Origin of the sequence: Streptomyces sp. NPDC001532 (genome assembly GCF_040298625.1) — a bacterium.
In the GTDB taxonomy this organism is placed as follows: Bacteria; Actinomycetota; Actinomycetes; order Streptomycetales; family Streptomycetaceae; genus Streptomyces.
In genome coordinates this window covers 99,918-122,416 of sequence record NZ_JBEPAL010000009.1, presented here as the reverse complement: position 1 = coordinate 122,416, position 22,499 = coordinate 99,918, and the positions used below count along the sequence as shown (strand labels likewise).

Genomic DNA, 22,499 nt, shown 5'->3' with positions numbered 1-22,499 from the left:
GGCTTGCTCCTACTGTGCGCTAGGGGCGTGAGCCCCTGTCATGAGTTCGGCGAGGTCCTCGGGGGCGAGGAAGGACGGAGGCGGTGGCGGGCCCCAGGCGTACAGAGCGTTGGCGCCCTCCCAGACACCGGGCTTCCACAGGGCGTCGTCGACGATGCAGTCGATGTCGGAGTAGTACTCCGAGAAGTTGCCGGCCGGGTCCTTCAGGTACCAGAAGAAATTCGACCCGATGAAGTGCCTGCCCAGCCCCCAGGTGTGCCGGTCGGGGTCGGCCTCCAGCATCGACATCGCACCACGCCCGATCTCGTCGACATCGTCGACCTGCCAGGACGTGTGGTGGAGGAAGGAGACGGGCGCCTGCTGCACCAGCACGTTGTGATGGTCCGTCGAACAGCGCATGAAGGCGGCGAGCCCGGGAACGGTGTCGCTCACCTTGAAGCCGATCCCTTCCAGGAAGAAACGCTGCGAGGCTTCCTGGTCGGTGGAGCCGAGCACGACATGGCCGAGCTTGCGAGGGCGGACCGGGCCTTGGCGCAGGATGCCCGGCGCGCGTTCTTGCAGACGGGGCGTGGTGCCCGGACCGTTGTACGCGACTTCCGGAGCAGGGGCCTGCGCGTAGCGAGGCGCGATCTCGACGCGGACCGATACGCCGGTGCCGGGGTCGACGGCGCTCACGCCGGAGGAAGTCTTGTGGACAGCGACGTCGAGGCGGGCCAGGGCGGAAGCGACTCGGTCGAGGTCGTCCGGGTCGTCGACGCCGACACCGAGTTCCAGCAGCTGACGGCGCGGTGCGTGCACGATGCGCAACTGCTCACCGCCGTCAGCGGTTGCGAAGCCGTGGTGTGCGGCGCTGCCCTGACTGTCCGGTGCCGCCGTGGGTGTCAGGCCGAAGTCGGCGTAGTACTGGGCTGTCTGCGGGACGTCGGGAACGCCCATCACGATCCGGGTCAGGCGATGCAACGGCATGGATCGGCTCTCCTTGTTCGAAAGTGCCTGGTGAGCGGGTGTTCAGGGGGACGCCACCCGGTTGGTGAGGGGGCCGGTCCCGTTGAACCGGCTCACCGAGGTCCCGTTGATCCAGCTCAACGAGGTCTCGCCGGGCGGCGGGAAGCGCTGGACTGGTGACCGCCGCACCGCAGCAGGGCTGGAACGACTGGCTCGTCGCCGCCGAGTCCCTGCGAGCAGTGGCCGACCAGGACTCCGCCCACCCGACGGCGAGCTGAGAGATGGTGCGGCGTTCGGCAAGCCCTGACAAGTACGGCCGTCACGCTAGACACGCCGCATGGTCGGGAGCACCCCCTGTGCCGGTCAATGGAACGTCGCTGCGGAGGGGACATTCTGTCAGTCGTGCCAATTGACAGTTATGACAGAAAGCGGCAGGGTGGCGCCCCATGATCGCGTCCGACCCGCATCGGAGAATGACTTTGAACAAGCGCCGCCGCATCTACGTCAGCGCAGCCGGCACGGCCATCCTTGTCCTCGCCGTCGCGGCCACCGATCTCGTGGTGGAGCGCACGGCGGAACAGCGGATAGCGGAAGTGGCCGAGTGTCGTCTCGGTGCCGAGGTCGAAGCCGAGCTGGACAGCAGCTTCGCGGGGCTCAGAAGTGTCACCGGCCATGTGGGTACCGTGCGGCTCGACGCGGCTCGCCTACAGCGCAACGGTGTCACTCTCGGCCTCCGGGTGGATCTCCACGGGGTGTCCACCGACGGTGAGGCGACCGGCGGTTCGGCGGTCGCCGCCGTGCCGTACGCGGAACTCGGCAAGCGGCTGGGGAGTGCGGCCGGCTCGGGTGGTGCGGTCGCCATGGATGACGTGACGCTCGGTCCGGACGGAAGCCGACTCGTCCTGCATGGATTCGTCGGCGACCTGCACCTGCCCGTGTCGGTGGCGATGGATCTGTCCACCACTTCCCGCGCGGTGACCCTTACACCCCGAGCGGTGCGGATGTTGGGCAGGGAGGTCTCCGTAAGTGCCCTGCCCGCCCTGGCGGGCGAAGGCGCCCGCCTCAAGGACGAGTTGAAGCCGCGGACGCTCAAGATCGACCGTCTCCCGGCCGGTGTGCGGCTCACGGGCGCCGAGGTCGCCGACGACGGACTCGTCCTCCGCTTCGCGCTGTCGCCGAGTGGGCTGGACCTGGGCAAGGAGACGGGTGCGGGCGCTGTCTGTGTGCGGGCCGGCGAGTAGACCTGAGACGGAATATCGATATTTGCGTTTACTGGCGTTACTCTGCTTTCACTTGCGCCGACCCTCGCTCGCTCACTCAGGGCCCTGGCGATGGGTCTACCGGTACAGCGCAGCACACGAGCTAGGACCGCCGTATGACGACTTCCGGTGACAACAGATCCGACTGGCTCCACCAGCTCTCCCCGCAGGGCTCCCGAACGGCCGGACGGCCCGCCTCCTCGGAGCAGACCCTCGCTGAAGCGATCGACCGACTGGGTCCCGAGCCGGTCGCCTGGGCAGTCGTCCAAGGGCAGGAACTCGCCCACACCATCACGAGCAGGGTGCCCGAACTCGGCGGCGGCCCGGACCCGTTCGAAACTCTGCGGGCGGGCACCGAGGCCGCGGTGCTGCGCGCTCTGATGCTCCTGGCCCAGGCGCCCGGCGACGCGGCGGTCCCGGAGGAGGCGCTGCTCGGCGGCCGGGAATTCGCCCGTCGCCGGGTCGGTCTGGGCAGCGTCCTCAGGGGTATCCGGCTCGGCCATGCGGCTCTCGCACGCGCGGTGATGGCCGCCTGCCGCGAGCTCGCCCCCGCCGCCGACCTGGCCGAAGAGCTCAGGCGCATCTCCGACGTCCTGTTCGGCTTCATCGACGAGTTCTCCTCGCGGATGACCGACGAGTACCTCGCCGAGCACGATCGCTGGGTGACCAGCGGGGCGGCTGCCAGGGAGGAGGCCGTACGAGTGATCCTCAAGGGCGACCCCGTGAAGGAAGAAGGAGTGACCCGCATCCTGGGCTACCGGCTCGAGGCGCGGCATCTCGCGGTGATCGCCTGGTGCGACTCCCACCTCGGCCTCCCGGGGTCCGACCTGCAGCAGGCCGCCACAGACTTCCTCGCCGCCCACGGATGTCAGCCGCACCTGCTCGTACCGGTGGGGCAAAGACGTCTGTGGGCCTGGGGAAACTCCACCGCCGAGTGGCGCGCGCCATGGCCGCGGACACCGTGGACGAGCCCGGCGGGCGTCCATATCGCGTGTGGATCGGTACGTGACGGCCTGGAGGGCTTTCGTCAGTCCCATCACGAGGCGGAGCAGGTGGCGCGCCTGATACGCATGAACCCGGACAAGGGCGGGCTGGCCGTGCACTACCGAGATGTCGATGTGACGGCTTTGCTGAGCGACGACCTGGCCGCTGCGCGGCGCTTCGTCCAGGACGAACTGGGGGCACTGGCCGTCGACAGCCCGCACGCCGAGCAGCTGCGCACCACGTTGCGGCAGTACCTCCTCTGTGAAAGGAGCCTCACCACCGCCGCGGCGCGACTGCACATAGCGCGCAACACGGTCACCTACCGAGTCAAGCGAGCCCAGGAACTGATCGGGCACGACCTGACCGGTCGACTCCTTCAGGTCATGACCGCGTTGGAGGCGTCGCACGTCCTGGGGGAGTCGGTGCTGCAGCCTCACCGCGGACGGTGCAACCGCACTCCCTCGCGTTCTTGACGGAGCCCGGACGCCTCCTGTTGTCCTTTCCCGTCGGATCGGCCCGTCGGCCCCGACCGGCCCGGCGACGGCTGGTCGGAGTCACCACGGAGGGTCAGCCCTCTGGGTTTCTGGCGCAGAGGTTTCGGCGCAGAGTACGCACCGCGGACATGCGGTCGGGACCAATTTCGCGATCCGACTCTGCGCTCCCGGGCCAGGACATCGACCGGCCAGGAGGCATGGAATGGCACCTGTATCGACGCACACGCCCATGAGGCGTGAGGCCATGAGTCGCGGGAGAAAGTCATGACGACGCCCTCAGTCGCAACGTCCGCGGCGGACGCGCCGCCCCTGACCTCGCGCGAGCGTGCCGCCGGCAGCCACACACTCGTGGCCGACGACACCGAGGAGCAGGTCACGCCACTGATCTGATGACAGGGCCCCGCATCAGGGCCGACAGACCCACCAGGGCGTACGACACACGAAGGCGGATGGAATTCCCCCGGGCCGCCGGAGGTGCTGCCGACCTGGTTCCGGACCCACGCCGCGGTCCGGGTGGGGCGGCACGGGCAGGACGGACTCACCTCACCGTCCTGCCCGTCCGCGTACGCCTCGCGCCGTCCGTGTGCGCCTGGCCTGCCCCTGTACGTCCGGCGGCCCTGTGCACCGCAGGTGGTCCACCGGCCGGGCCGCAAGCCTCAGCAAGCGGTGTCATCACTCCGTGGCACGCAGCGTGACCTGCGGGCACTGCCAAGGCATACTGCTGACCAGGTGGCAGGCGTGACAATTGGCAGTTCGGACGGGAACGAGAGGTGGCGCGTTGTCGAGGAAGGCCGGGCCCGGTCTGCGCGAGCGCAAAAGGGACCAGACGCGGCGCACCCTGCGAGAGGCAGCGGGGAAGCTCTTCGACGAACGCGGCTTCCTGCAGACCACGGTGGCCGACATCGCGGAGGCCGCGAACGTGTCGGAGCGGACCTTCTTCCGGTACTACGACAGCAAGGAAGCGCTGCTGCTGCCGGACAGCGCCGAGCTCTTCGCCCGGATCGAAGAGGCCTTCCGTGCCCGGCCGGTGAGCGAGAGCGCACTGGAGGCAGCCTGTGGGGCACTCGGCGATGTGGCGTCCTACTTCGCCGCGAGCAGCTTGACCGCGCTGGCCCATCCCCTCGGCGAGGTGCGGGAGCACGCTCGCATCGGTCTGGCCCGGCAAGTCGCGGAGTTCGAAGAGCGCCTTGGTGAACTGGTCCTGGAGCGCCTGCCGCAGGAGACCCCTGATGCGGATCTGGAGGCGGCACTGATCGCCAACTGCGCCCTCTCCGCTGCCCGGGCGGTGTTGCGTACACTTCGCAGCCGCCGTGAGGCCGGTGTGCCGGTGGAACCGGAGACCATGCTGCCGCGAGCCTTCGCCATGCTGCGCCGGCTCGGAACTCACCCTGGGTAAACCCACCCTGGGTGAACCCACCCTGTGTGAACTCACCCTGTTCCAGGGCCACTCTTCGTTGCGCGCCCCGCCGGCTCACTGAGGCCCTGACGAGTAACGCACCGTGCCGCTAAGCGCACGCTCGGTGCGCCACCCTGCGCACCGAGGTCCGGACATGGCGGCGTAAAAGCCGTAAGAACGGGCGATGCCCGGCCCCCGTACACATGCGCGGCGAGAGGCGCCGCACACATTTTGACACCTGTGACATTTGGCAGTCATGACATTTCTGGGGGTACGGTAGCGCCGTCGTGCCGCCCTTGGCGGCGGCACCCACCTCCCAGGGAGACACCTGTGTCCTCACCACTCACCCCGCACCGGCCGCCCCTCCACCGCATAGGCGCCTTCTGCGCCCGGCGCCCCGTGACAGTGATCGCCATCTGGCTCGTGATCCTGGTGGCCGTCCTGCTGGGCCGGCATACCGCAGCCGCGATCTACAGCGACGAGGTCAGCCTGCCGGGCAGCCACACCGAGCAAGGCGCCGACCTGCTGCGAGCGTCCGAACCGGACCTTGCGGCTCCCAACGGCAAAGTCGTCTTCCACGTGTCCTCCGGCCGGCTCTCCGAGCACGACGGGGCGCTCGACACCACGCTCGCCCAGCTCCGCGGTCTGCCTCATGTCAGCGCCGTGTCCGCCGTCATCGCCAGTACCGACGGCGCCACGGGGTACACCACGGTGTCCTTCGACAAGAGCATCAAGTCGCTCGGGCACGGCTACACCGACCACCTGGACGAGGCGACACGTCCCGCCGCGGACGCGGGGATCGCGGTCGGTTACGGCGGCGACCTGGACACCGTGGTCCGCGAACCCGCCGGCGACAAGGCCAGCGAAGCCGTCGGCGTCGCGGCCGCGTTGCTCGTGCTGCTCTTCGCCTTCGGCAGCATCGCCGCCGCCCTCCTGCCACTGGTGACGGCGCTGGTCAGCGTCATGGTCGGGCTCGGCGTCGTCGGCATCCTCGCCGGGGCCCTGACCTTCGCCACCTCGGCGCCGACCCTCGCCACCATGATCGGGCTGGGCGTCGGCATCGACTACGCCCTCTTCCTCATCACGCGCTTCCGCCAGGACGTGATCGACGGATACGACCCGGTCGACGCCGCCGCCCGCACCACCGCCACCAGTGGCAAGGCGGTCCTGGTGGCGGGCGTCACGGTGGGAGTGGCCCTCCTCAGCCTGTACGCCTGCGGCCTCAGCGTGGTGGGCAGGCTGGGCCTGGCGGCCACCGTCGCCGTCGCCGTCACCGCTGCCGCAGCGGTGACGCTCGTCCCCGCTGCCATGGGGCTCGCCGGCCACCGTATCGACCGGCTGCACATTCGCCGCCCGGTAGCCGAGACCGGCGGTGATGACGACGGCTGGCACCGCTACGCGCACGCGGTGGCCCGCCGCCCACGCACGTTCCTCACGGTGGGCGTCATCCTGGTCGCCGTGTGCACCGTTCCGCTGTTCTCCATGCGACTGGGGCACATCGACAACGGCGCGGACCCTGTCGGCAGCACCACGCGCAACGCCTACGACTGGATCGCCGAGGCCGAAGGCCCCGGATTCGGCCCCGGTGCGAACGGCCCCCTGACGGTGGTCGTGGACCTCGACCACGCGCGGCAGCCGACCGACCGGATCGCGGACACGCTCACGGACCGGCTGCGCAAGACCGACGGAGTGGTTCGCGTGACCACCCCCAAGGCGAGTCAGGACGGCAGGACACTGGTCACCACGGTCACTCCGGCCGACGGCCCTCAGGACGCCAGGACCGGCGAACTCTTCGACACCCTGACCGACCACACCCTGCCGGCCGCCCTCGCGGGAACCGGCGCCACGGCCCATCTGACGGGCACCACCGCGGGCCAGCTGGAATTCCGCGACACCGTCACCGAGCGCCTGCCCCTCATCATCGCCATCGTCCTGGTAGCGGCGTTCGTGCTGCTCACGGTGGTCTTCCGGAGTCTGGTGATCCCGCTCAAGGCCGTCCTGCTCAACCTGCTGACCACCGGTGCCTCGTACGGCGTCCTGGTCGCCGTCTTCCAGTGGGGCTGGGGCGGACACCTCCTCGGCGTGAGCGAGCCCGTTCCCATCGAGTCCTACGTGCCGATGATGATGTTCGCCATCGTCTTCGGCCTCTCCATGGACTACGAGATCTTCCTGCTGTCCCGGATGGCCGAGGAGTGGCACGCCTCGAAGGACAACCGGCGAGCCGTCGGCATGGCGCTGTCCTCGACCGGACGGGTCATCTCCTCCGCGGCACTCATCATGACCGTGGTGTTCCTGGCCTTCACCGCCTCGCCGGTCGTCGTGGTGAAGATGCTCGCCCTCGGGCTCGCCATCAGCGTCATCCTCGACGCCACCGTCGTGCGCCTCATGCTGGTGCCCTCACTCATGTTCCTCATGGGCCGGGCCAACTGGTGGCTCCCCGGCTGGCTCGACCGCCGGCTTCCCGACGTCACCCTGGAAGGCGGACACCGGCACCGCCCCGCGACTTGGACGCCGGAACCGGACCAGCCGGAACCGGACCGGCCCGCCGCTGATGTCGTGGAACTGGGCGAGAAGAGCGGCGACGCGAGGTAGACGCCGGGCGCTGTGACGGCCGCGGGGACGCCGTGCATCCCGTCCGCGAGGAGGCCAGCGGAATGGCGACAGACAGGGTTCGCGCTCCGCCCGGCGGCGAGTCGCGCACCGGACGAGCGTTGCCTCTAGCCGGTGGCACCCAACTGCCGCGAGATGGCCCGCGCTCCGGTGCGCACGGCCGTCACATACGCGCCCGCGGTGAACTCGTCGCTGGGGACGACGACCGACAACGCGGCAACCAGACCCTCCTCGCTGAAGACGGGTGCCGCCACGGTGCTCAGCCCGTCGGGGCCGGTCCGCTGAGCCACGGCATATCCGCCCCTGCGCACCTCCGCCAGGGCGCGGCGCAGCTCGGCGGCCGACTGCAACCGCACCAGGCCCACGTCCCGTTGGGGCACGAAGTCACGCAGGAAATGTTCCTGCTCGTCCACCGGCGCATAGGCGAGCAGGACCAGGCCCACACCGGTGGCCGTCAGGGGCATGCGGCCCCCCACCCGGAAACGGACCGCCGCCGCTCCGTGGGCGGACAGCCGTTCCACCAGCAAGGCATCGTCACCGTCGCGGACAGCCAGCAGCACGTGCTGCCGGGTGACGTGGAACAGGTCCTCCATGTACGGCATCGCCTCCGCGCGCAGCCCATGGCCGCGCGGTGCGAGCGACGCGAGCTCCAGCAGGCGCAGACCGATGACGTAGCTGCCGTCGTCCAGGCGTTCCAGCGCCCCGGTGTCGACGAGTTTGCGGGCCAGGCGAAGCACACTGCTGCGCGGCATCCCGCTGCGCCGCGTGAGGCTCGCCAGCGACTGCACACGATGATCGGGGTCGAAGGTGCGCAGGAGCCTGAAGGCTCGGTCGAGCACCGGCTCGCCGGACTGCGGCTTGCGCCCCCGGCCGGCCGTCGGTTCCGCGCTGGATGCGGCCTGCGAGCCTGAGGAGGCCATGCGATCACTGTTCCATTCAGCGGTAAGACACATTCCAGTCGTTGCACGTACTGCCTAGCGTGTCACAGCCGGTTACGCAATGCAGAGTCCGCGCCGGCCCAGAGCCGACGAAGGGTTACCCCGACCTCCGGAGCGGAGATATCGGGGCCTTCGCCGCGTCGACCGCCAGGGAGTAGGAGTCGTCCACGATGAATGACGTCGATGCCGTTGCTCAGCTTGTGCTGCATGAGCGGCAGGCACGGGACCGGTTGTGGTGGGACGCGATGCGCGACTGCTTCGCTCCCGACGCCAGGATTCGCCTCAGCTGGTTCCAGGGCAGCGGCGGGGAGTTCGTCGAGCGGTCCGAGCGCATGGCACACAACGGGGACCGTGCGACCCACCGTCTTGGCCCGCCGGTCGTCGACGTGCACGGGAACCGGGCGATTGTCGAGCTGCCGGCCGTGATCGAGGTGACCACCACGGTCGCCGGGGTGGAGGCGGTCCTCTCCTCCTTCGCGCGTCTGCTCTACCGCGTGGTCAAGCGCGACGAGCGCTGGAAGATACTTCGACTCGATCCGGTCTACGAGCGGGACGCTCTCAGTCCCTCCCTGCCCGGCGCCGAGCTCCGCGTCCCGCCGGACGCGGTGAAGGACCACCGCCGGCCCTACCGGTTCCTGACCTATGTCCTGGAGCAACGCGGTTACGGGATCAGACAGGACCTGTTCGGCGATGACCGGCCTGAGGAAGTGGCCGAGCTGTACGAGGACGCATACGGCTGGCTGAGGGCCGGCAACGTACGCGTGGCCGAGGGTGAAACCTCATGACGGCGGCGAAGCGCTGAGCGGGGCGGGCCGAGCTGGTCGGACCCGCGGACGACGCTCCGACCAGCGCCTCGCCCGCAGGCCTCTGGATGCCGCTGACTGGCACATCGGGTGCCGCTGAGCAGCGGACCTGCCTAACGTCGTCGGTGGAGGGTGACAGTCCGGCCGCCACCTGATCGGGCACCTCCTCACTGCCACCCAGGGTGGCGCCTGACAGGCGAGTACGTCGCCATTCGGTACCCGGACGAGGAGAGCCTGATCATGACCTACTGGGAAGTCGCCGTGCCGTTCACCGCTTCGCACGGGGGACAGGGGACCCACTACTTCATCTATTTCCTGGGGACCTGCCCCGATCTCGATGCCGCGGCCCGTGCGGCCACCGTCGACGCCCTCAGCGCCGACGCCGTACGTCACCGCGGCGGCGCCGAGATCGAGGCGCACCGCTCGACCGCGGTGCTGCGCATGCCGGCCTTCGGATTCGGGCGAGCCTGAAGATCCGATCGCTGTTCCACTCAGCGGTACAGGGCAGGCCACTCGACGGCTCGCACCCCTAGCGTGGGGGGAAGAAGCCGCACGTCAGGCCGTCCATGCGATGTCTCAGGGCGATGACGGCCCAGGCGGCAGGCTAGCAGCCGAGGCAGGAGCACCCATGACCACACAGACCCACGCCGCGAGCGGCGACGGGCGACAGCATCAGCCGGTGCTGCTGCGTTCGGCCACGGTTGTGGACGTTCGCGACGGCACGCATCTCCCCGCCACTGACGTGCTGGTGAAGGACGGCACCATCGCCGACGTCCGCCCCGGTATCGATGCCGACGGCATCCAAGGGCTACACGTCATCGAGGCGCGCGGCCAGTACCTCGTCCCGGGGTACAACGACATGCACGCCCACCCCCTCGGCCAGACGCGCCAGGACCAGACGCGTGACCTCAAGCTGATGCTGGCCCACGGCGTCACCGGATTCCGGCAGATGTCGGGCTCGATCAAGCTGCTGCGGGACAGGGCCGCCGGTGTGCTCGACCTGCCCGAGAGCAGCCCGGCCCTGCTCGCCACCCCAGGCCCTTTGCTGATCACCCTCTTGAACGCGGCCACCGAGGAGCAGGTGGTGGCCACGGTCCGAGAGCAGCACGAGGCGGGCGCCGATTTCATCAAAGCGGCGATGGTGACGCCCGAGGTCTTCTTCGCCGCGCAAGCCGAGGCTCTCAGGCTCGGTACGACCATCGTGGGGCATCTGCCGCCAGGCATCGATGTCCGCAAGGCGTCCCGCCTCGGCATGAAGTCGATCGAACACCTCGGCCCCGGCGTGGGCCTGTTCGCGTGCTGCTCTCCTGACGGCGCCCACCTGCGTCACGACGACGCCGGCGAGCGGAAGGCACCCAAGCTGCCGCCCTTCAAGCTGCCGCTCATGGACCAGATCATGGAGCGCGTCGTCAAGAAACTGGTCGTCAACCCCATCAACCGCAGCAGCCCGGAAGACGTGGAACGCATACGCCGTGCCGCGGGCGGCTTCGACGAGCGTTTGGCGAGTGAGCTGGCCGAGCAGTTCGTCGCCGACGGCACCTGGCAGGTTCCGACCCTGATCCGCGTCAAGACACAACAGCTCTGCGACGCATCGGAGTTCGCCGAGGACCCGGCGCTGCGCTACATGGACGCCGGCACCCTCAAGCGCTGGCGCAAGGCCGCGGCCAAGTTCGCCGAGTTCTCCGCCGAGACCCGGGCGACCTTCAGGACCATGTACGAGCGGCAGTTGCGCCTGACGCGTATCTTCGACGCGGCCGGGGTGCCCATGCTGGCGGGCAGCGACTGTTCGGGCGCCGCGTGGGTGGTTCCGGGACGATCACTGCACCGCGAGTTCGACGAACTGGGCGACGCCGGGGTGTCCCCGCTGCGGGTGCTGCAGATGGCGACCTTGCGGGCAGCCGAGTTCCTGGGCAGAACCGCCACCATGGGGACCGTCGCCCCGGGGAAAGCCGCTGACCTGGTCCTGCTCGAAGCCGACCCGCTGGAGAGCGTGGGCAACCTCCACCGCATCGCCGGAGTGGTGCGGGCGGGCCGTCACTACTCCGCGGCCGAGCTGACCGCGCTGAAGGAACGCGCCGCGGCAGAGCACTGACGGCGGCACCGCCTCTTCCGCGCGGTCCGGTGCCGGACCGCTTGTCCCGTGGTTCCAGGCCCGCTCGTCCCGTGGTTCCAGGCAGGATTTCACTCGGAGTGCCGCTTCAGGGCGACCCGAAGCGGCACTCTCGTGTGGATCAGGCATGCTCCGGTGACCCGGCCGGGACTCCTTCGGCCACGACGAGATCCTCCAGATTGCGCATCGACCTCTGGAAGGCCTTCCGAAGGCCGGGCTGCTGCAGTGCGTCGACGGCGCGGCCGACGAGGCCCAGACCGGGCCGGTAGCGGACGGTGTACGTCATTTCGACGCCCTCGGTGCCGTCGTCGAAGGTCAGCCGCCGGAATTCGAAGATGTTGGTCAGATCGTGCATGGGGGCGAATCCGGTCGCGCTGTCGATGCGCCGCCGCAGAGGGTCGATCGCCCGCACGGTCCAGGTGGAGCGCGTCGTCAACGACCCGACCGTGCGGTTGCGTTCACGGTAGGTCCGGCCCACTTCCGCGGTGCCGTGATGCGCGGTCACCTCCAGGACCCCGTTGACCCATTCGGCATATCGATGGGTCGCGGAGACGACGTCCCAGACGCGAGTGAGGGGCACGGCGAGTACGGCGCGTTCGGTGACCTCGGTGGTGCGGGTGGCCATGTCAGTCCTCCTGCTCGAGGACGGCGGCCGCGGTGTCCTTGCCGGAACGCACGGCCCCGTCCATGTATCCGTTCCAGTGGTCGGCGTGTTCGGCGCCCGCCCAGTGGACGCGGCCGAACGGCCTGTCCCGCCAGGCGCCGAGCTCGGTGAGCACACCCGGCGCCGCGACCGCGGTGGGACCTCCACGGCTCCACTCCTCCGCGGTCCAGTCCTGCTCGAAGTAGCTCTTCGGTCGCAGCGCGCCGGAGCCCACGACCTGGGCGAACGCGCGCAGCACGGCACCACGCCGTTCGTGCGGGGGCCGGTGCGCCCAGGCGCGCCACTGCCGGCCGCCCACGAACCCCATCAGCACGCCCGGTCTGCCGCTGGGCGGTGAGTTGTCGAACATGGAGCACACCGTCGACCCGGCACGGAAGACGCCTTGGCCGGACAGGCCGTCGGCGCGCCAGAACGGCTCGTCGTACACCGCCTCGCACTTCATCAGCTGCCCGAAGGCCAGCCTGGAGAAGAGCGCGTCCTGTTGCGGCGGCAGCAGCGGGGACCAGCGGATCCGAGCGGCCAGGGCCGGAGGTACGGCGACGACGACGCGACGGCATGTCCAGGCCGCGGTGTCGGTGCGCACGGTCACGGTGCGGGCGTCCTGTTCGACGGCGCGCACGGGGGAGTCGAGTACGACGCGTCCGTCCAGTTGTTCCGCCAGTCTGATCGACAGGAGGTGCGAGCCGCCCACGAACCGGCTGTCCTGCGCGCCGTCTCGGGTGCCGATGCCCCGGTCGAGGGTGCCGGGTACTCCCTCGGTGCCCATGCCGGCGATGTAGTACAAGCTGAACAGCAGGGAGGCGTCCGCGGCGGTGGCGCCGTACGCGGAGCCGAGGAAGACGTTCAGCAGGTCGAGGCCGCCCCGGCCCACTGTGGTGCGGCGGATCCAGCTGTCCAGGGTGAGTCCGTCCCAGCGGCGGGCGTGCCTGGCCTGCCATGGGGCGTGCAGCGGGATCTGCCGGGACAGGCGGGCCAGACGGGCGGTGCTGACGCCGATGTCCGGCAGGGCGAGCAGGTCCGGTGGGATGTCGCCCGAGTAGCGCGTCGCGCGGCCGGCGTGCACGTAGACGGAGGCGCCGTCGTCGTAGGACGGGAAGGTGTCGATGCCGAGTTCGTCGGCGAGCGCCAGCACGTGGTGCTGGGTCGGCCCCACGAACTGGCCGCCCGCCTCGACGACCTGCCCGTCGCCGAGGTCGTGGTTCAGGGTGCGCCCGCCGACCCGGTCACGGGCTTCCAGGACGGCGACGCTGTGCCCGGCGGCCACCAGTCGGCGTGCGGCGGTCAGCCCGGCCAAGCCCGCGCCGACCACGACCACGTCGGTCCGGTGCCAGGAGGAAGCTGCCTGGGACGAAGGCGGCATGGTTCACCCTTCCCTCAGAGTCGTCGCGGTGGCTGCGAAGGCCCGCACGGCCGCGAGGTCGAAGTCGCCGTGGTCCGTGCCCAGTCCGGCGACGACCTGGGCGGCGGTGGCGCAGCCCAGCACGGCCGCCTCAGCCGGCTCCTGCCCGAGGGACAGGCCACGCAGGAAGCCCGCTGAGAAGGAGTCCCCGCAGCCGGTCGTGTCGACGACCTCGGCGGCGAAAGCGGGGACTCGGTGCTCACCGTCAGGGGTGACGACGACCGCGCCGGCGGATCCGGCGGTCGCGGCGACACCTCCCACGCCGCGCGCCAGGAGCATCCGGCAGCCCTCCATCAGATCCCCGGCGCCGGTCCAGCCGAGGACCTGCTCGTCGTTGGGCAGCAGATGGTCCACGTACGGAAGGCAGTCGGCGATCCACTCCAGCCAGCCGGGCTCGCCGGGGACGAGGCAGTCCACCGAGGTGGTCACACCGTGATCGCGTGCGAAGGAGAGGATCCTCGCGGCCCCCGCACCGCCCATGAGCTCGGGTGCTCCGAGGTGCAGATGGGTCGCGGCGGCTATGGCTTCCCACGGCGCGTCGTCCGGGCCGTAGATGCCGTTCGTCCCGATGACATGGAACGTCGGGTGCGATCCGTCCGGGCGGACCGGCACGACACTGGCCGAGGTCTGCACATCGTCGCGGCGCAGCAGCAGCGACGTGTCCACGCCCGCGGCGGCGAGCAGCGCCAGCAGATGGTCGCCGAGCGCGTCAGTGCCGATGGCACCCGCGCTGCGCACCGTGGCGCCCAGTTTGGCGAGGACCAGAGCGGTGCCGCCGGCCGGACCGGCCGCCGTCACCTTGATGCGATCCACCACCACCCCGTTCTGTCCCTCGGGGATGAGCTCCACCGGGCTGACCAGGGTGTCCAGCACGTGTGCGCCGAGCGCGACCACGCGCATGTCCGGGGCTACGGTCATGACTGCTCTCCTGAGCCGACGGTGGGGGCGGTGGGGGCGGTGTTCATGCGCGTGAGAGCGGCCTCCACGACGGCGCGTTGCTGGTCTGGGCCGAGGAGGCGTGGCGTTCCCATCGATGCCGCGCGCCAGTAGAGAGTGCAGGCCCACTCAAGGAGCAGCGCCTGTTCCACGGCCGCGTCGAGAGAGTGCGCATGGGTGACCGCTCCATGGTTGGCCATGAGCGCGGCCGACCTGCCGTCCAGGGCGGTCAGGACGTCCTCTGCCAGCTCGGGCGTACCCCAGGTCGAGTACGGGGCGACTCGCACGGCCCCGCCCAGCTTGAGCATGTAGTAGTGCACGCACGGCAGTTCCTCGACGACCAGACCGACCGCGGTGGCCATGGGAGCGTGCGTGTGTACGACGGCGGACGCGCCGAAGCGCTGGTAGATGCCCAGGTGCAGAGCGAGCTCCGAGGTCGGCCGGAGCCCGCCCGAGAGCCGGTTCCCTTCGAGGTCGACCACGACGACCTGGTCGGCGGTCATCTCGTCGAAGCGGGCGTCGGTGGCCGTGACCACCACGTCGCCGCCGACGCGGACGCTGACGTTGCCGGCTTCCGCTGTCACCAGCCCGTCGGCTGCCAGCCTGCGGCAGACGTCCGCGATCCGTGCCCGTGTGCCCTTGTGGTCCGTCATAGCGGCATCCCGGTGAGCGGGGGAGGTCCGGGCCGGCTGATGTCGATCATCCTGTCGCGCTCCTGCTCTTGTCCTCGGAGTCCGGGACGGGTGGGGGAGTGGGTCGTTGCGCGCTGGTGGCCGGTGACGGGCGCGGTCTCACGACGGCCCGATGAACACGACCTGGGCGTTCGTCCCAGAGGCTCCTACAACTCTGGGCATCTGTCCAGAGTCGCCTGGATAGAATCTCGCGTATGCCGATCCGACCCGCAACACACCGAGCCAGTGGTGCCGCCCGTCGCGCCGAACTGCTGGAGGCCGCGATCGAGGTCATCGCCGAGAACGGCGTGAACGGCGCCACCCATCGGTCGATCGCCGCCCGGGCCGGGATGCCGTCGTCCACCACCAGCTACTTCTTCTCGTCCCTCGACGACCTGATCGCGGCAGCCCTGCAAGTGGTCGCCGACCGCTTCGCGACCCGTGTGGACAGCGTGATCAAGCAGATCGGTGAAGTCGGCGCGAACCCCGAGGAGGCGATCGACCGCTTCGTCGACCTGATGCTCGGAGGGCCGCAGGTCGACGTGGTGGCACAGTTCGAGATCTACCTCGAATGCGCCCGCCGCCCGCGTCTGCAGGCCTCGGCGCACCAGATCATGGCCAGCATCGAGCGGGGCGCCGAGGCCGCGCTGCGTGCCCTCGGAACGCCTCACCCGGCCGAGCGCGCCCCCATGGTGGTCGCGATGCTGGACGGCTTCGCCCTGCACCGGCGTGCCTGGCCCCGCGGCGAGGCGGACCGCCGCGCACTGAGGGAAGCGCTCCGCGTCCTCCATCGCGCGTTCACCGCGATGGACGCTTCCGAGGCCGGGGCGTGACCTGAGCCAGTCTCTGGACGGCTGTCCAGAGTCTTTGTAGTGTCCTGCCGTCCGAGCCGGTCGGCCCCTCGGTGGCGGCCGACAGGCATCCCACGGCCCCTTGGGAGCCCCATGGGTACACAAAGACCCCTTCAGGACCGGCTGGCACGAGGCGTCATGCGAGCGATCGGCCGCCTCCCGGCACCGGTGCAAAAGGCATTGGGCGGACGACCGGTCCGCATCGACGGACAGGAACTGCACCCCGAGATCCAGCTCGCCCTGAAGCTGCTGCGCATGACGACGAGCCGGACGTTCGAGCAGCTGCCCTTGTCCCAAGGGCGTGCGCAGATCAGCAGCGAAGCGTGGGTCTTCGGCGACCCACTACCTGTCGCCACCGTGCGCGACCTGACGCTCCCCGGCCCCGCCGGACCGCTGGCCGCCCGGCTCTACCGCCCTTCCGGCCACGACGGCTGCTCGGCGCTGCTGGTCTACTACCACGGGGGTGGCTGGGTCCTCGGGGACCTCGCGTCCGCCGATTCCGCGTGCCGGTTCCTCGCCGTTCACGCCGGGCTGTCCGTCCTGTCCGTCGAGTACCGACTCGCCCCCGAGCACCCGTTTCCCGCGGGCGTCGAGGACGCCGTAGCCGCCTTCCGGTACGCCGTCGACAGCGCCGAGGCCCTGGGCGTCGACCCGGCCGCGACAGGTGTGGGCGGAGAGAGCGCCGGCGGCAATCTGGCCGCGGTCGTCTCCCAGATCACCCATGCCGAACCCGGACGGGCACCGGCGTTCCAGCTGATGTTCTTCCCCGTGACCGACCTGTCCTCCAAACACATGTCGTACCGGCTCTTCTCGGACGGCTTCTTCCTGACGGAGGCACAGATGGACTGGTACCGCGACCACTACCTGTCCCACCCCCGCGAAGCTCTCGATCCCCGCGTCTCCCCGCTGCTCGCCGACGATCTGGCCGGGCTGCCGCCGGCGTACATAGCGGTGGCGGGCTTCGATCCGCTGCGCGACGAAGGGGAGGCCTACGCACGACGGCTTCAGGAAGCGGGGGTGCCGGTCACGCTGCGCCGCCATCAGGGCCTCATCCACGGCGTCATCAACGCCACCGGAGTCGGCCGTACCGGACGCGAAGCCCTGCTCGAAGCAGCCGACGCCCTCCGGGACGGCCTCACCGCGCTGGCCCGCCGCCGATGACCACCGCAAGCTCCGGGCCCTCGGTGGCCCTGCGCATGGTGAGCGCCCTGCTCCGCCGGAACGGCGTCAAACGCAGCCTGGGCGACGCGACCCGCACCGAAGAGGACCGGCTGCGGAACGCGGCACAAGGACCGGCCGCACCGCCCCGGTCGGTGAGGGCCTCGTGCGACATCGCATGGAGGACGGTCGAGGGGCTTTCCGTCGCGGTCGTGTCGCCGAAGCAGGCGAAGTCCGTACCCACCCCGTTCATCTACCTGCACGGCGGTGGCTACGTGAACCCGATCACCGCGCACCACTGGCGCCTGATCGCGGCGCTGGCCGCCGAGAACGCGTGGCAGGTCACCGTGCCGCTGTACCGCCTGGCTCCGGCCGGAGACGTGACCGACGCCCTGGACCGCCTGACCGCCGTGCACGAGGGTGTCGCACGGGAGACGGGCAGAGCGCCCGTACTCGGCGGTGACTCCGCCGGCGGAGGCCTCGCCCTGGCGCTCGCCCAGCGGCTGCACCAGGAGCAGCGGACGAGCCCGCGTCACCTCCTCCTCTTCTCGCCATGGCTCGACGTCACCCTCGACAACCCCCAGATCGCCCCGATCGAAAGGCGCGACCCCACGCTGTCTCCGCCCGGCCTGCGCCATGCCGGCCTGCTCTGGGCGAACGGGCGTGACCCCAAGGACCCCGCGGTCAGTCCGCTCCACGCCGACCCGGCACACCTCTGCCCGACCACCGTCGTCGTCGGCACCCACGACATCTTCCTGCCGGACTGCCGGGCCTTCACGGCCAGGGCGAGGAGCTGCGGGGTGGACGTGGAGCTGTACGAGTTCGCCGAGGCGTTCCATGTGTTCATCGCCGCGACGTTCCTGCCCGAGTCGCGCCTCGCTCGCCGGCTCCTCACCCGGCGAACTCGAAGCAGCCGCTGACCCTTGAGACCGCGGATCACCGCGGGCTGTCTCCTCGCGCCGGCACGGACGGCGTACCTGCGCTCGCAGCGCAAGGCGGTGGCGGGGGCTTGGCCGGACAAGCCATGGCAGCGCAGCCGCCACATCCCCTTAACTGGCTCGCTACAACCCCTCCCGCGCAGCACGGAACGCTGAGGACGCTCGCGCTCATGCACACCCCGCATGCGGCGTAAGGACACGAACCCTCACCGGCCTTGCTCGGGGCGCACGCGAATCCGGTGTGCGGGCCTCACGACGACGACGCCACACCGGAGCATCCGGGCCGCAGCGACCGTACGCCGCGGCGGACCCGCCACGGACGCGGCGGACCCGCCACGGACGCAGCGGACCCGCCACGGACGCAGCGACGGTACGCCGCGGCGGACGCGCCACGGACGCGGCGGACCCGCCACGGACGCGGCGTGAAGCGGTCTTCGAGCCGACTCGCCGCTCCGGCGGAGTCCTCACCCCATACGCCATGCACACCGCCTGCCCCCTTGCGCACCACCAACCTCAGTGAGGATGTCCGTGACCACCAAAAGAGCCATCCCTGTCCATGTCGCGGTTGCCGCCCTGGCATGCGCCGCGATCTCCGCCGACGGATACGACCTGGCCATCTACGGCGCCGCCGCGCCTGATCTGCTGACCTACGCGGACTGGGCCCTGAACCCGTCCCAGGTCGGCGCGATCGCCGGCGCGACGGTGCTGGGCATGTGCTTCGGCGCCGTCACCGCCGGAGTCCTGGCCGACCGGGTCGGCGTACGCCGCATGTTCATGGCCTGCATCGCCTGGTTCTCCCTCGCCATGATCGTGTGCGCCTTCGCCCCGACCCCCACCGCACTCGGCATCGCCCGGTTCGTCGCCGGCCTGGGACTGGGCGGAGTCGTCCCCACGGCAGTGACCCTGACCGTGTCCGCCGCACCGCCTGGTCGCCGGCACTTCCTCAACGGCCTGGCCCTGTCGGGGCTCGGTGTCGGGGGCATCCTCGCCACGCTGAGCGCATTGGCGTTCCTCGACGACTGGGGATGGCGAGGGGTCTTCCTCATCGGCGGAGTCGTTCCCCTGCTGACCGTCCTTCCGGCCGCGGCCGCGAAGCTCGGCACGTGGGCGCCCGGGGCACAGCGGGACGCGGTGCGGCGCAAGGGCCGTCCCCAGCTCGCACAGCTGGTCAGCCAGGGCAGATGGCGCCTGCTGATCGTGTTCACGCTGATCACGGGCTGCTGCCAGATCCTTGCCCTCGGGCTCCTGACATGGCTGCCGGTGATCATGCGAGCGAGCGGCTACTCCCTGGGTTCCGCCCTGGTGTTCATGCTGATCTACACCGTCGGCGGCCTGGCGGGCGCCTCCGGCGGCGCCTGGATCGCGGACCGCACCGGTGCCCGGAGAGCCGCCGCGGTCGGGCTCCTGATCACCGCCGGCGCCATCCTGGGACTCTCCGTCCAACTCCCGCTTCCGGCGCTGTACGCGCTTCTCTTCGTCGCCGGCGCGGGAATCGGGGTCCAGCCCGTCATCTACGGCTTCACCGCCATGTGCTTCCCCGCCACCCTGCGAGCCGGCGCGGTGGGTGTGGTGAGCGGCGTAGGACGTATCGCCGGGATCAGCGGGCCGGTCATCGGCGGCTATCTCGTCGGGCGACCCGCCTTCGTCAGCTTCGCCACCTTCGCCGCCTTCGCCGTCCTGGGGGCGGTGATCACGGCCCTGTTCACGTCCGACGCAGTCGGTGACCCCGACGCCGTGGCCGAGGACGCTCCGGCCGCGGTCTAGACCCCGACCGGACACGTCATGGCTGGGACCAGGTGCCCGGCCACGACGCCGCCATCCTCCGGGCTCGTCCGCGCACGACGGGCCGCGCACGAACACGCCGCGAGCCCGGCCACCTGTCCCGTCCCCTGTAAGGAGCCGCACCTCATGCCTTTCGCCCCAGCGTCAGCGAGCCGGATGCTCTGCGTCCTGTCGGCGCTGCTGGCCGTCCTGTTCGCAGGCCACACGCCGGCGGTCGCGGAGTCCGCACTGCCCGAAGTCATCACCACCACCTCCGGAGACGTCAGAGGCACCGCCCCTGACAGTTCCGGTGTCGCCTCCTACAAGGGGATCCCGTACGCGGCGCCCCCCGTCGGGCCGCTGCGCTGGCGGCCACCGCAGCCGCCGGCGTCATGGAGCGGCGTGCGCGACGGCACCCGGTTCGGAAACACGTGCATGGGCGTGGCCACCCCGAGCACCCCGCCGGCCTCGATGAGCGAGGACTGCCTGACTCTCAACATCTGGGCACCTGCCGGCACCGAGCAGCCCAAAGCCGTGATGGTGTGGCTGCACGGTGGAGGCTTCCAGTTCGGGTCGAGCTCGGAGCCGGTGTACGACGGCGCCCGCCTGGCCTCCCAAGGCGTTGTCGTCGTCTCGCTCAACTACCGCCTCGGCGTGTTCGGGTTCCTGGCACGGCACGACCTCGATGCGGAGTCCGGTGCGTCGGGCAACTTCGGACTGCGGGATCAGATCGCCGCACTGCGCTGGATCCAGTCGAACATCGGCGCGTTCGGTGGCGACCCGGACAACGTCACCGTCTTCGGCGAGTCCGCCGGCGCCCACGCCGTCGGCATGCTGATGTCCTCCCCCGGGACGACGGGCCTGTTCCACAAGGCGATCGCACAGAGCGGAGGGTTCTGGGACAGCGTCTACGGTTCCATCGACACCCATGCCATGGCACTGGCACGGGGCGAGGGGCTGTCCGCCACCATGAACGCGCCGAGCCTGACCGACCTGCGGGCCATTCCGGCCCGCGAGTTGAACCTGGCCACCGCACGACTCGACACCAGCGGGTTCCAGCCCGGCATCGACGGCACGACGGTCCCCGACGAACCGGCGCAGGTGTTCGCCCAAGGCCGCCAGCAGCGCGTTCCGCTGCTCGCCGGCTACATGGCCGAGGAGGACTTCCCCGTCTTCCAGGACAAGACCCTCCCGCACAGCACACCGCTGGAATTCAACACCTCCGCCGCGCGGGTGTTCGGTCTCGACCGAATGGACGAGTTCAAGCCCCGCTACCCCGCCATCACCATCAGCCAGACCAACGCCTCCGCCCGGCAGCTCGCCGGCGACATGATGATCACCGAGCAGACATGGGAGATGCTGGGCCTGCACCAGCACACCAGCGGACAGCCCGTGTACGCCTACAAGTTCACCTACACGTCCCCCTACTCACCACGCGCCGGGCACACCTTCGACCTGCCTTTCGTCTTCGGCACCCTGGACGCCAAGTCGTCCCTCCTCTCCGTGGCGCCCTCGGAAGCCGACCGTGCGTTCTCGGACAAGGTCATGAGCTACTGGACGACGTTCGCCCGACTGGGGAATCCCAGCACCTCGGACCTTCCGGCCTGGGCGCCCTATCAGGGTGAGGGATCGAGGGTCCAGGAACTCGCGGCGACGCCCGTCCCGGTCTCCGACCCGGACGCGACGCGGCTCCAGTTCCTCAAGTCCTTCCGCGAGGACGGCAGGCTCCCCGATCGCTGGCGGACGTACTTCTGACAGTACGCGGCCCCGCGGCCCCAGGCTGCGGGGCCGGCTCGCCGACCTCTTCGACTCCGCGCCGCGGGCACATAGGGGGAGCGTCGCGGGCCGGCCGGGTCGCCGTGTCAGGACTCACGCCATGAGCCCGGTCCTCTGGCCGCCCACTTCGCTATGGCCTCACCGCGGCTGCTGCTGCGGAGCTTGGCGAAGATGCGGTTGACATGGTTCTTGACCGTCTTCTGGCTGATGAAGCAGACAGCGGCGATCTGCTGGTTGCTCATCCCCGACGCGATGAGTTCCATGATCTCCGCCTCCCTCCTGCTCAATTCGAATCCCGAGCGGGGCCAAGACGTTTTCTCGCCCGCCTGCACCGCTTGAGCGAGTGATTGCACGGCCGTGTAGGTGAACGCCTGCCTGCCCGCATGGATATCCCGAATCGCCGTCGTCAGTTCGTCCGCGGTGAACTCGCCGTGGACCAGGTAGCCGGCCGCGCCGCGGCGCACGGCCTCACGGACCGCCGCCCACTCCCCGTTGTACGACAGCACCAGCACCGGGGAGATGCGGGTGAGGTCCGGGAGAGCCGCGAGGCCGTCCAGTACCGGCATGCGCAGGTCCAGGAGGATCACATCGGGGCTGTGCAGGCGGGCGGCGTCCAGGGCCTCGTGCCCGTTCGCCGCCTGGCCCACGACCGTGAAGCCGGCGCGGGTGGACAGCAGGGCCGCGAGGCCCGCCCGGACCACCGGGCTGTCGTCCGCCACGACGAGCCGCAGAGGGGCGCTCACTTCTCCGCCTTCACCCGCCAGGACCGCATGCCGCAGGTCCGAGGACCGGCAGTGCCGGGGTGA

At 70.2% G+C, this 22,499-nt stretch carries 20 protein-coding genes; 13 read left to right on the top strand and 7 right to left on the bottom strand.

The window, feature by feature from the left end; genetic code table 11:
- Positions 1 to 9 precede the first annotated feature (9 nt).
- Positions 10 to 966 carry a VOC family protein gene (locus ABT232_RS11580; RefSeq protein ID WP_351839080.1) on the bottom strand — a complete coding sequence of 319 codons (957 nt, stop codon included), beginning with the start codon at positions 964 to 966 and terminating at the stop codon, positions 10 to 12.
- A 425-nt stretch (positions 967 to 1,391) separates the two neighbouring features.
- Here ABT232_RS11580 and ABT232_RS11575 point away from each other — a divergent pair, with 425 nt between their 5' ends.
- The 5 genes from ABT232_RS11575 (at position 1,392) to ABT232_RS11555 (ending at position 7,670) form a co-directional block, all read left to right on the top strand.
- Complete coding sequence (locus tag ABT232_RS11575) at positions 1,392 to 2,186, top strand: LmeA family phospholipid-binding protein (protein ID WP_351839078.1); 795 nt, start codon at positions 1,392 to 1,394, stop codon at positions 2,184 to 2,186.
- 134 nt (positions 2,187 to 2,320) lie between these two features.
- Positions 2,321 to 3,661, top strand: coding sequence for a PucR family transcriptional regulator (locus tag ABT232_RS11570; RefSeq protein ID WP_502975381.1), 1,341 nt, complete (start codon positions 2,321 to 2,323; stop codon positions 3,659 to 3,661).
- A gap of 285 nt (positions 3,662 to 3,946) precedes the next feature.
- Positions 3,947 to 4,072 (top strand): hypothetical protein, encoded by a 126-nt coding sequence (locus ABT232_RS11565; protein WP_351839074.1) that lies wholly within the window; start codon positions 3,947 to 3,949, stop codon positions 4,070 to 4,072.
- Between the two features lie 388 nt (positions 4,073 to 4,460).
- Entirely contained in the window at positions 4,461 to 5,078 is a 618-nt protein-coding gene (locus tag ABT232_RS11560) for a TetR family transcriptional regulator (protein ID WP_351839072.1), read from the top strand.
- 330 nt (positions 5,079 to 5,408) lie between these two features.
- Complete coding sequence (locus ABT232_RS11555; protein WP_351839070.1) at positions 5,409 to 7,670, top strand: MMPL family transporter; 2,262 nt, start codon at positions 5,409 to 5,411, stop codon at positions 7,668 to 7,670.
- A 125-nt stretch (positions 7,671 to 7,795) separates the two neighbouring features.
- On the opposite strand, the gene ABT232_RS11550 is transcribed toward ABT232_RS11555, so the two are convergent.
- Positions 7,796 to 8,608, bottom strand: a complete 813-nt coding sequence (locus ABT232_RS11550) for an IclR family transcriptional regulator (protein ID WP_351839068.1) — start codon at positions 8,606 to 8,608, stop codon at positions 7,796 to 7,798.
- Positions 8,609 to 8,796: 188 nt separating this feature from the next.
- Between ABT232_RS11550 and ABT232_RS11545 the strand changes: the two genes are divergently transcribed.
- From ABT232_RS11545 to ABT232_RS11535, 3 genes are all read left to right on the top strand, one after another.
- Positions 8,797 to 9,411 (top strand): nuclear transport factor 2 family protein, encoded by a 615-nt coding sequence (locus ABT232_RS11545; RefSeq protein WP_351839066.1) that lies wholly within the window; start codon positions 8,797 to 8,799, stop codon positions 9,409 to 9,411.
- A 258-nt stretch (positions 9,412 to 9,669) separates the two neighbouring features.
- On the top strand, positions 9,670 to 9,900 hold the full coding sequence (locus ABT232_RS11540) for a hypothetical protein (RefSeq protein ID WP_351839064.1): 231 nt from the start codon (positions 9,670 to 9,672) through the stop codon (positions 9,898 to 9,900).
- A 157-nt stretch (positions 9,901 to 10,057) separates the two neighbouring features.
- On the top strand, positions 10,058 to 11,521 hold the full coding sequence (locus tag ABT232_RS11535; RefSeq protein ID WP_351839062.1) for an amidohydrolase family protein: 1,464 nt from the start codon (positions 10,058 to 10,060) through the stop codon (positions 11,519 to 11,521).
- Between the two features lie 139 nt (positions 11,522 to 11,660).
- On the opposite strand, the gene ABT232_RS11530 is transcribed toward ABT232_RS11535, so the two are convergent.
- From ABT232_RS11530 to ABT232_RS11515, 4 genes are read right to left on the bottom strand one after another with little or no spacing between them, the layout of a single operon-like run.
- On the bottom strand, positions 11,661 to 12,164 hold the full coding sequence (locus ABT232_RS11530; RefSeq protein WP_351839061.1) for an SRPBCC family protein: 504 nt from the start codon (positions 12,162 to 12,164) through the stop codon (positions 11,661 to 11,663).
- 1 nt (position 12,165) lies between these two features.
- Positions 12,166 to 13,563 (bottom strand): flavin monoamine oxidase family protein, encoded by a 1,398-nt coding sequence (locus tag ABT232_RS11525; RefSeq protein ID WP_351839059.1) that lies wholly within the window; start codon positions 13,561 to 13,563, stop codon positions 12,166 to 12,168.
- 3 nt (positions 13,564 to 13,566) lie between these two features.
- Complete coding sequence (locus ABT232_RS11520) at positions 13,567 to 14,520, bottom strand: carbohydrate kinase family protein (protein ID WP_351839057.1); 954 nt, start codon at positions 14,518 to 14,520, stop codon at positions 13,567 to 13,569.
- Positions 14,517 to 15,191, bottom strand: coding sequence for a class II aldolase/adducin family protein (locus tag ABT232_RS11515; RefSeq protein ID WP_351839055.1), 675 nt, complete (start codon positions 15,189 to 15,191; stop codon positions 14,517 to 14,519). Before ABT232_RS11515 ends, ABT232_RS11520 begins: the two co-directional genes overlap by 4 nt.
- Before the next feature lie 233 nt (positions 15,192 to 15,424).
- On the opposite strand from ABT232_RS11515, the gene ABT232_RS11510 reads away from it, so the two are divergent.
- The 5 genes from ABT232_RS11510 (at position 15,425) to ABT232_RS11490 (ending at position 21,672) form a co-directional block, all read left to right on the top strand.
- A complete protein-coding gene (locus ABT232_RS11510; protein WP_351839053.1) occupies positions 15,425 to 16,042 on the top strand; it encodes a TetR/AcrR family transcriptional regulator in 618 nt (205 codons plus the stop codon).
- A gap of 198 nt (positions 16,043 to 16,240) precedes the next feature.
- Positions 16,241 to 17,221, top strand: a complete 981-nt coding sequence (locus ABT232_RS11505; RefSeq protein WP_351839051.1) for an alpha/beta hydrolase — start codon at positions 16,241 to 16,243, stop codon at positions 17,219 to 17,221.
- Positions 17,218 to 18,138, top strand: coding sequence for an alpha/beta hydrolase fold domain-containing protein (locus ABT232_RS11500; RefSeq protein WP_351839049.1), 921 nt, complete (start codon positions 17,218 to 17,220; stop codon positions 18,136 to 18,138). Before ABT232_RS11505 ends, ABT232_RS11500 begins: the two co-directional genes overlap by 4 nt.
- A gap of 546 nt (positions 18,139 to 18,684) precedes the next feature.
- On the top strand, positions 18,685 to 19,920 hold the full coding sequence (locus ABT232_RS11495; protein ID WP_351839048.1) for an MFS transporter: 1,236 nt from the start codon (positions 18,685 to 18,687) through the stop codon (positions 19,918 to 19,920).
- A 144-nt stretch (positions 19,921 to 20,064) separates the two neighbouring features.
- Positions 20,065 to 21,672, top strand: a complete 1,608-nt coding sequence (locus tag ABT232_RS11490; RefSeq protein ID WP_351839047.1) for a carboxylesterase/lipase family protein — start codon at positions 20,065 to 20,067, stop codon at positions 21,670 to 21,672.
- 107 nt (positions 21,673 to 21,779) lie between these two features.
- On the opposite strand, the gene ABT232_RS11485 is transcribed toward ABT232_RS11490, so the two are convergent.
- On the bottom strand, positions 21,780 to 22,472 hold the full coding sequence (locus tag ABT232_RS11485) for a response regulator (protein ID WP_351839244.1): 693 nt from the start codon (positions 22,470 to 22,472) through the stop codon (positions 21,780 to 21,782).
- Positions 22,473 to 22,499: the final 27 nt, after the last annotated feature.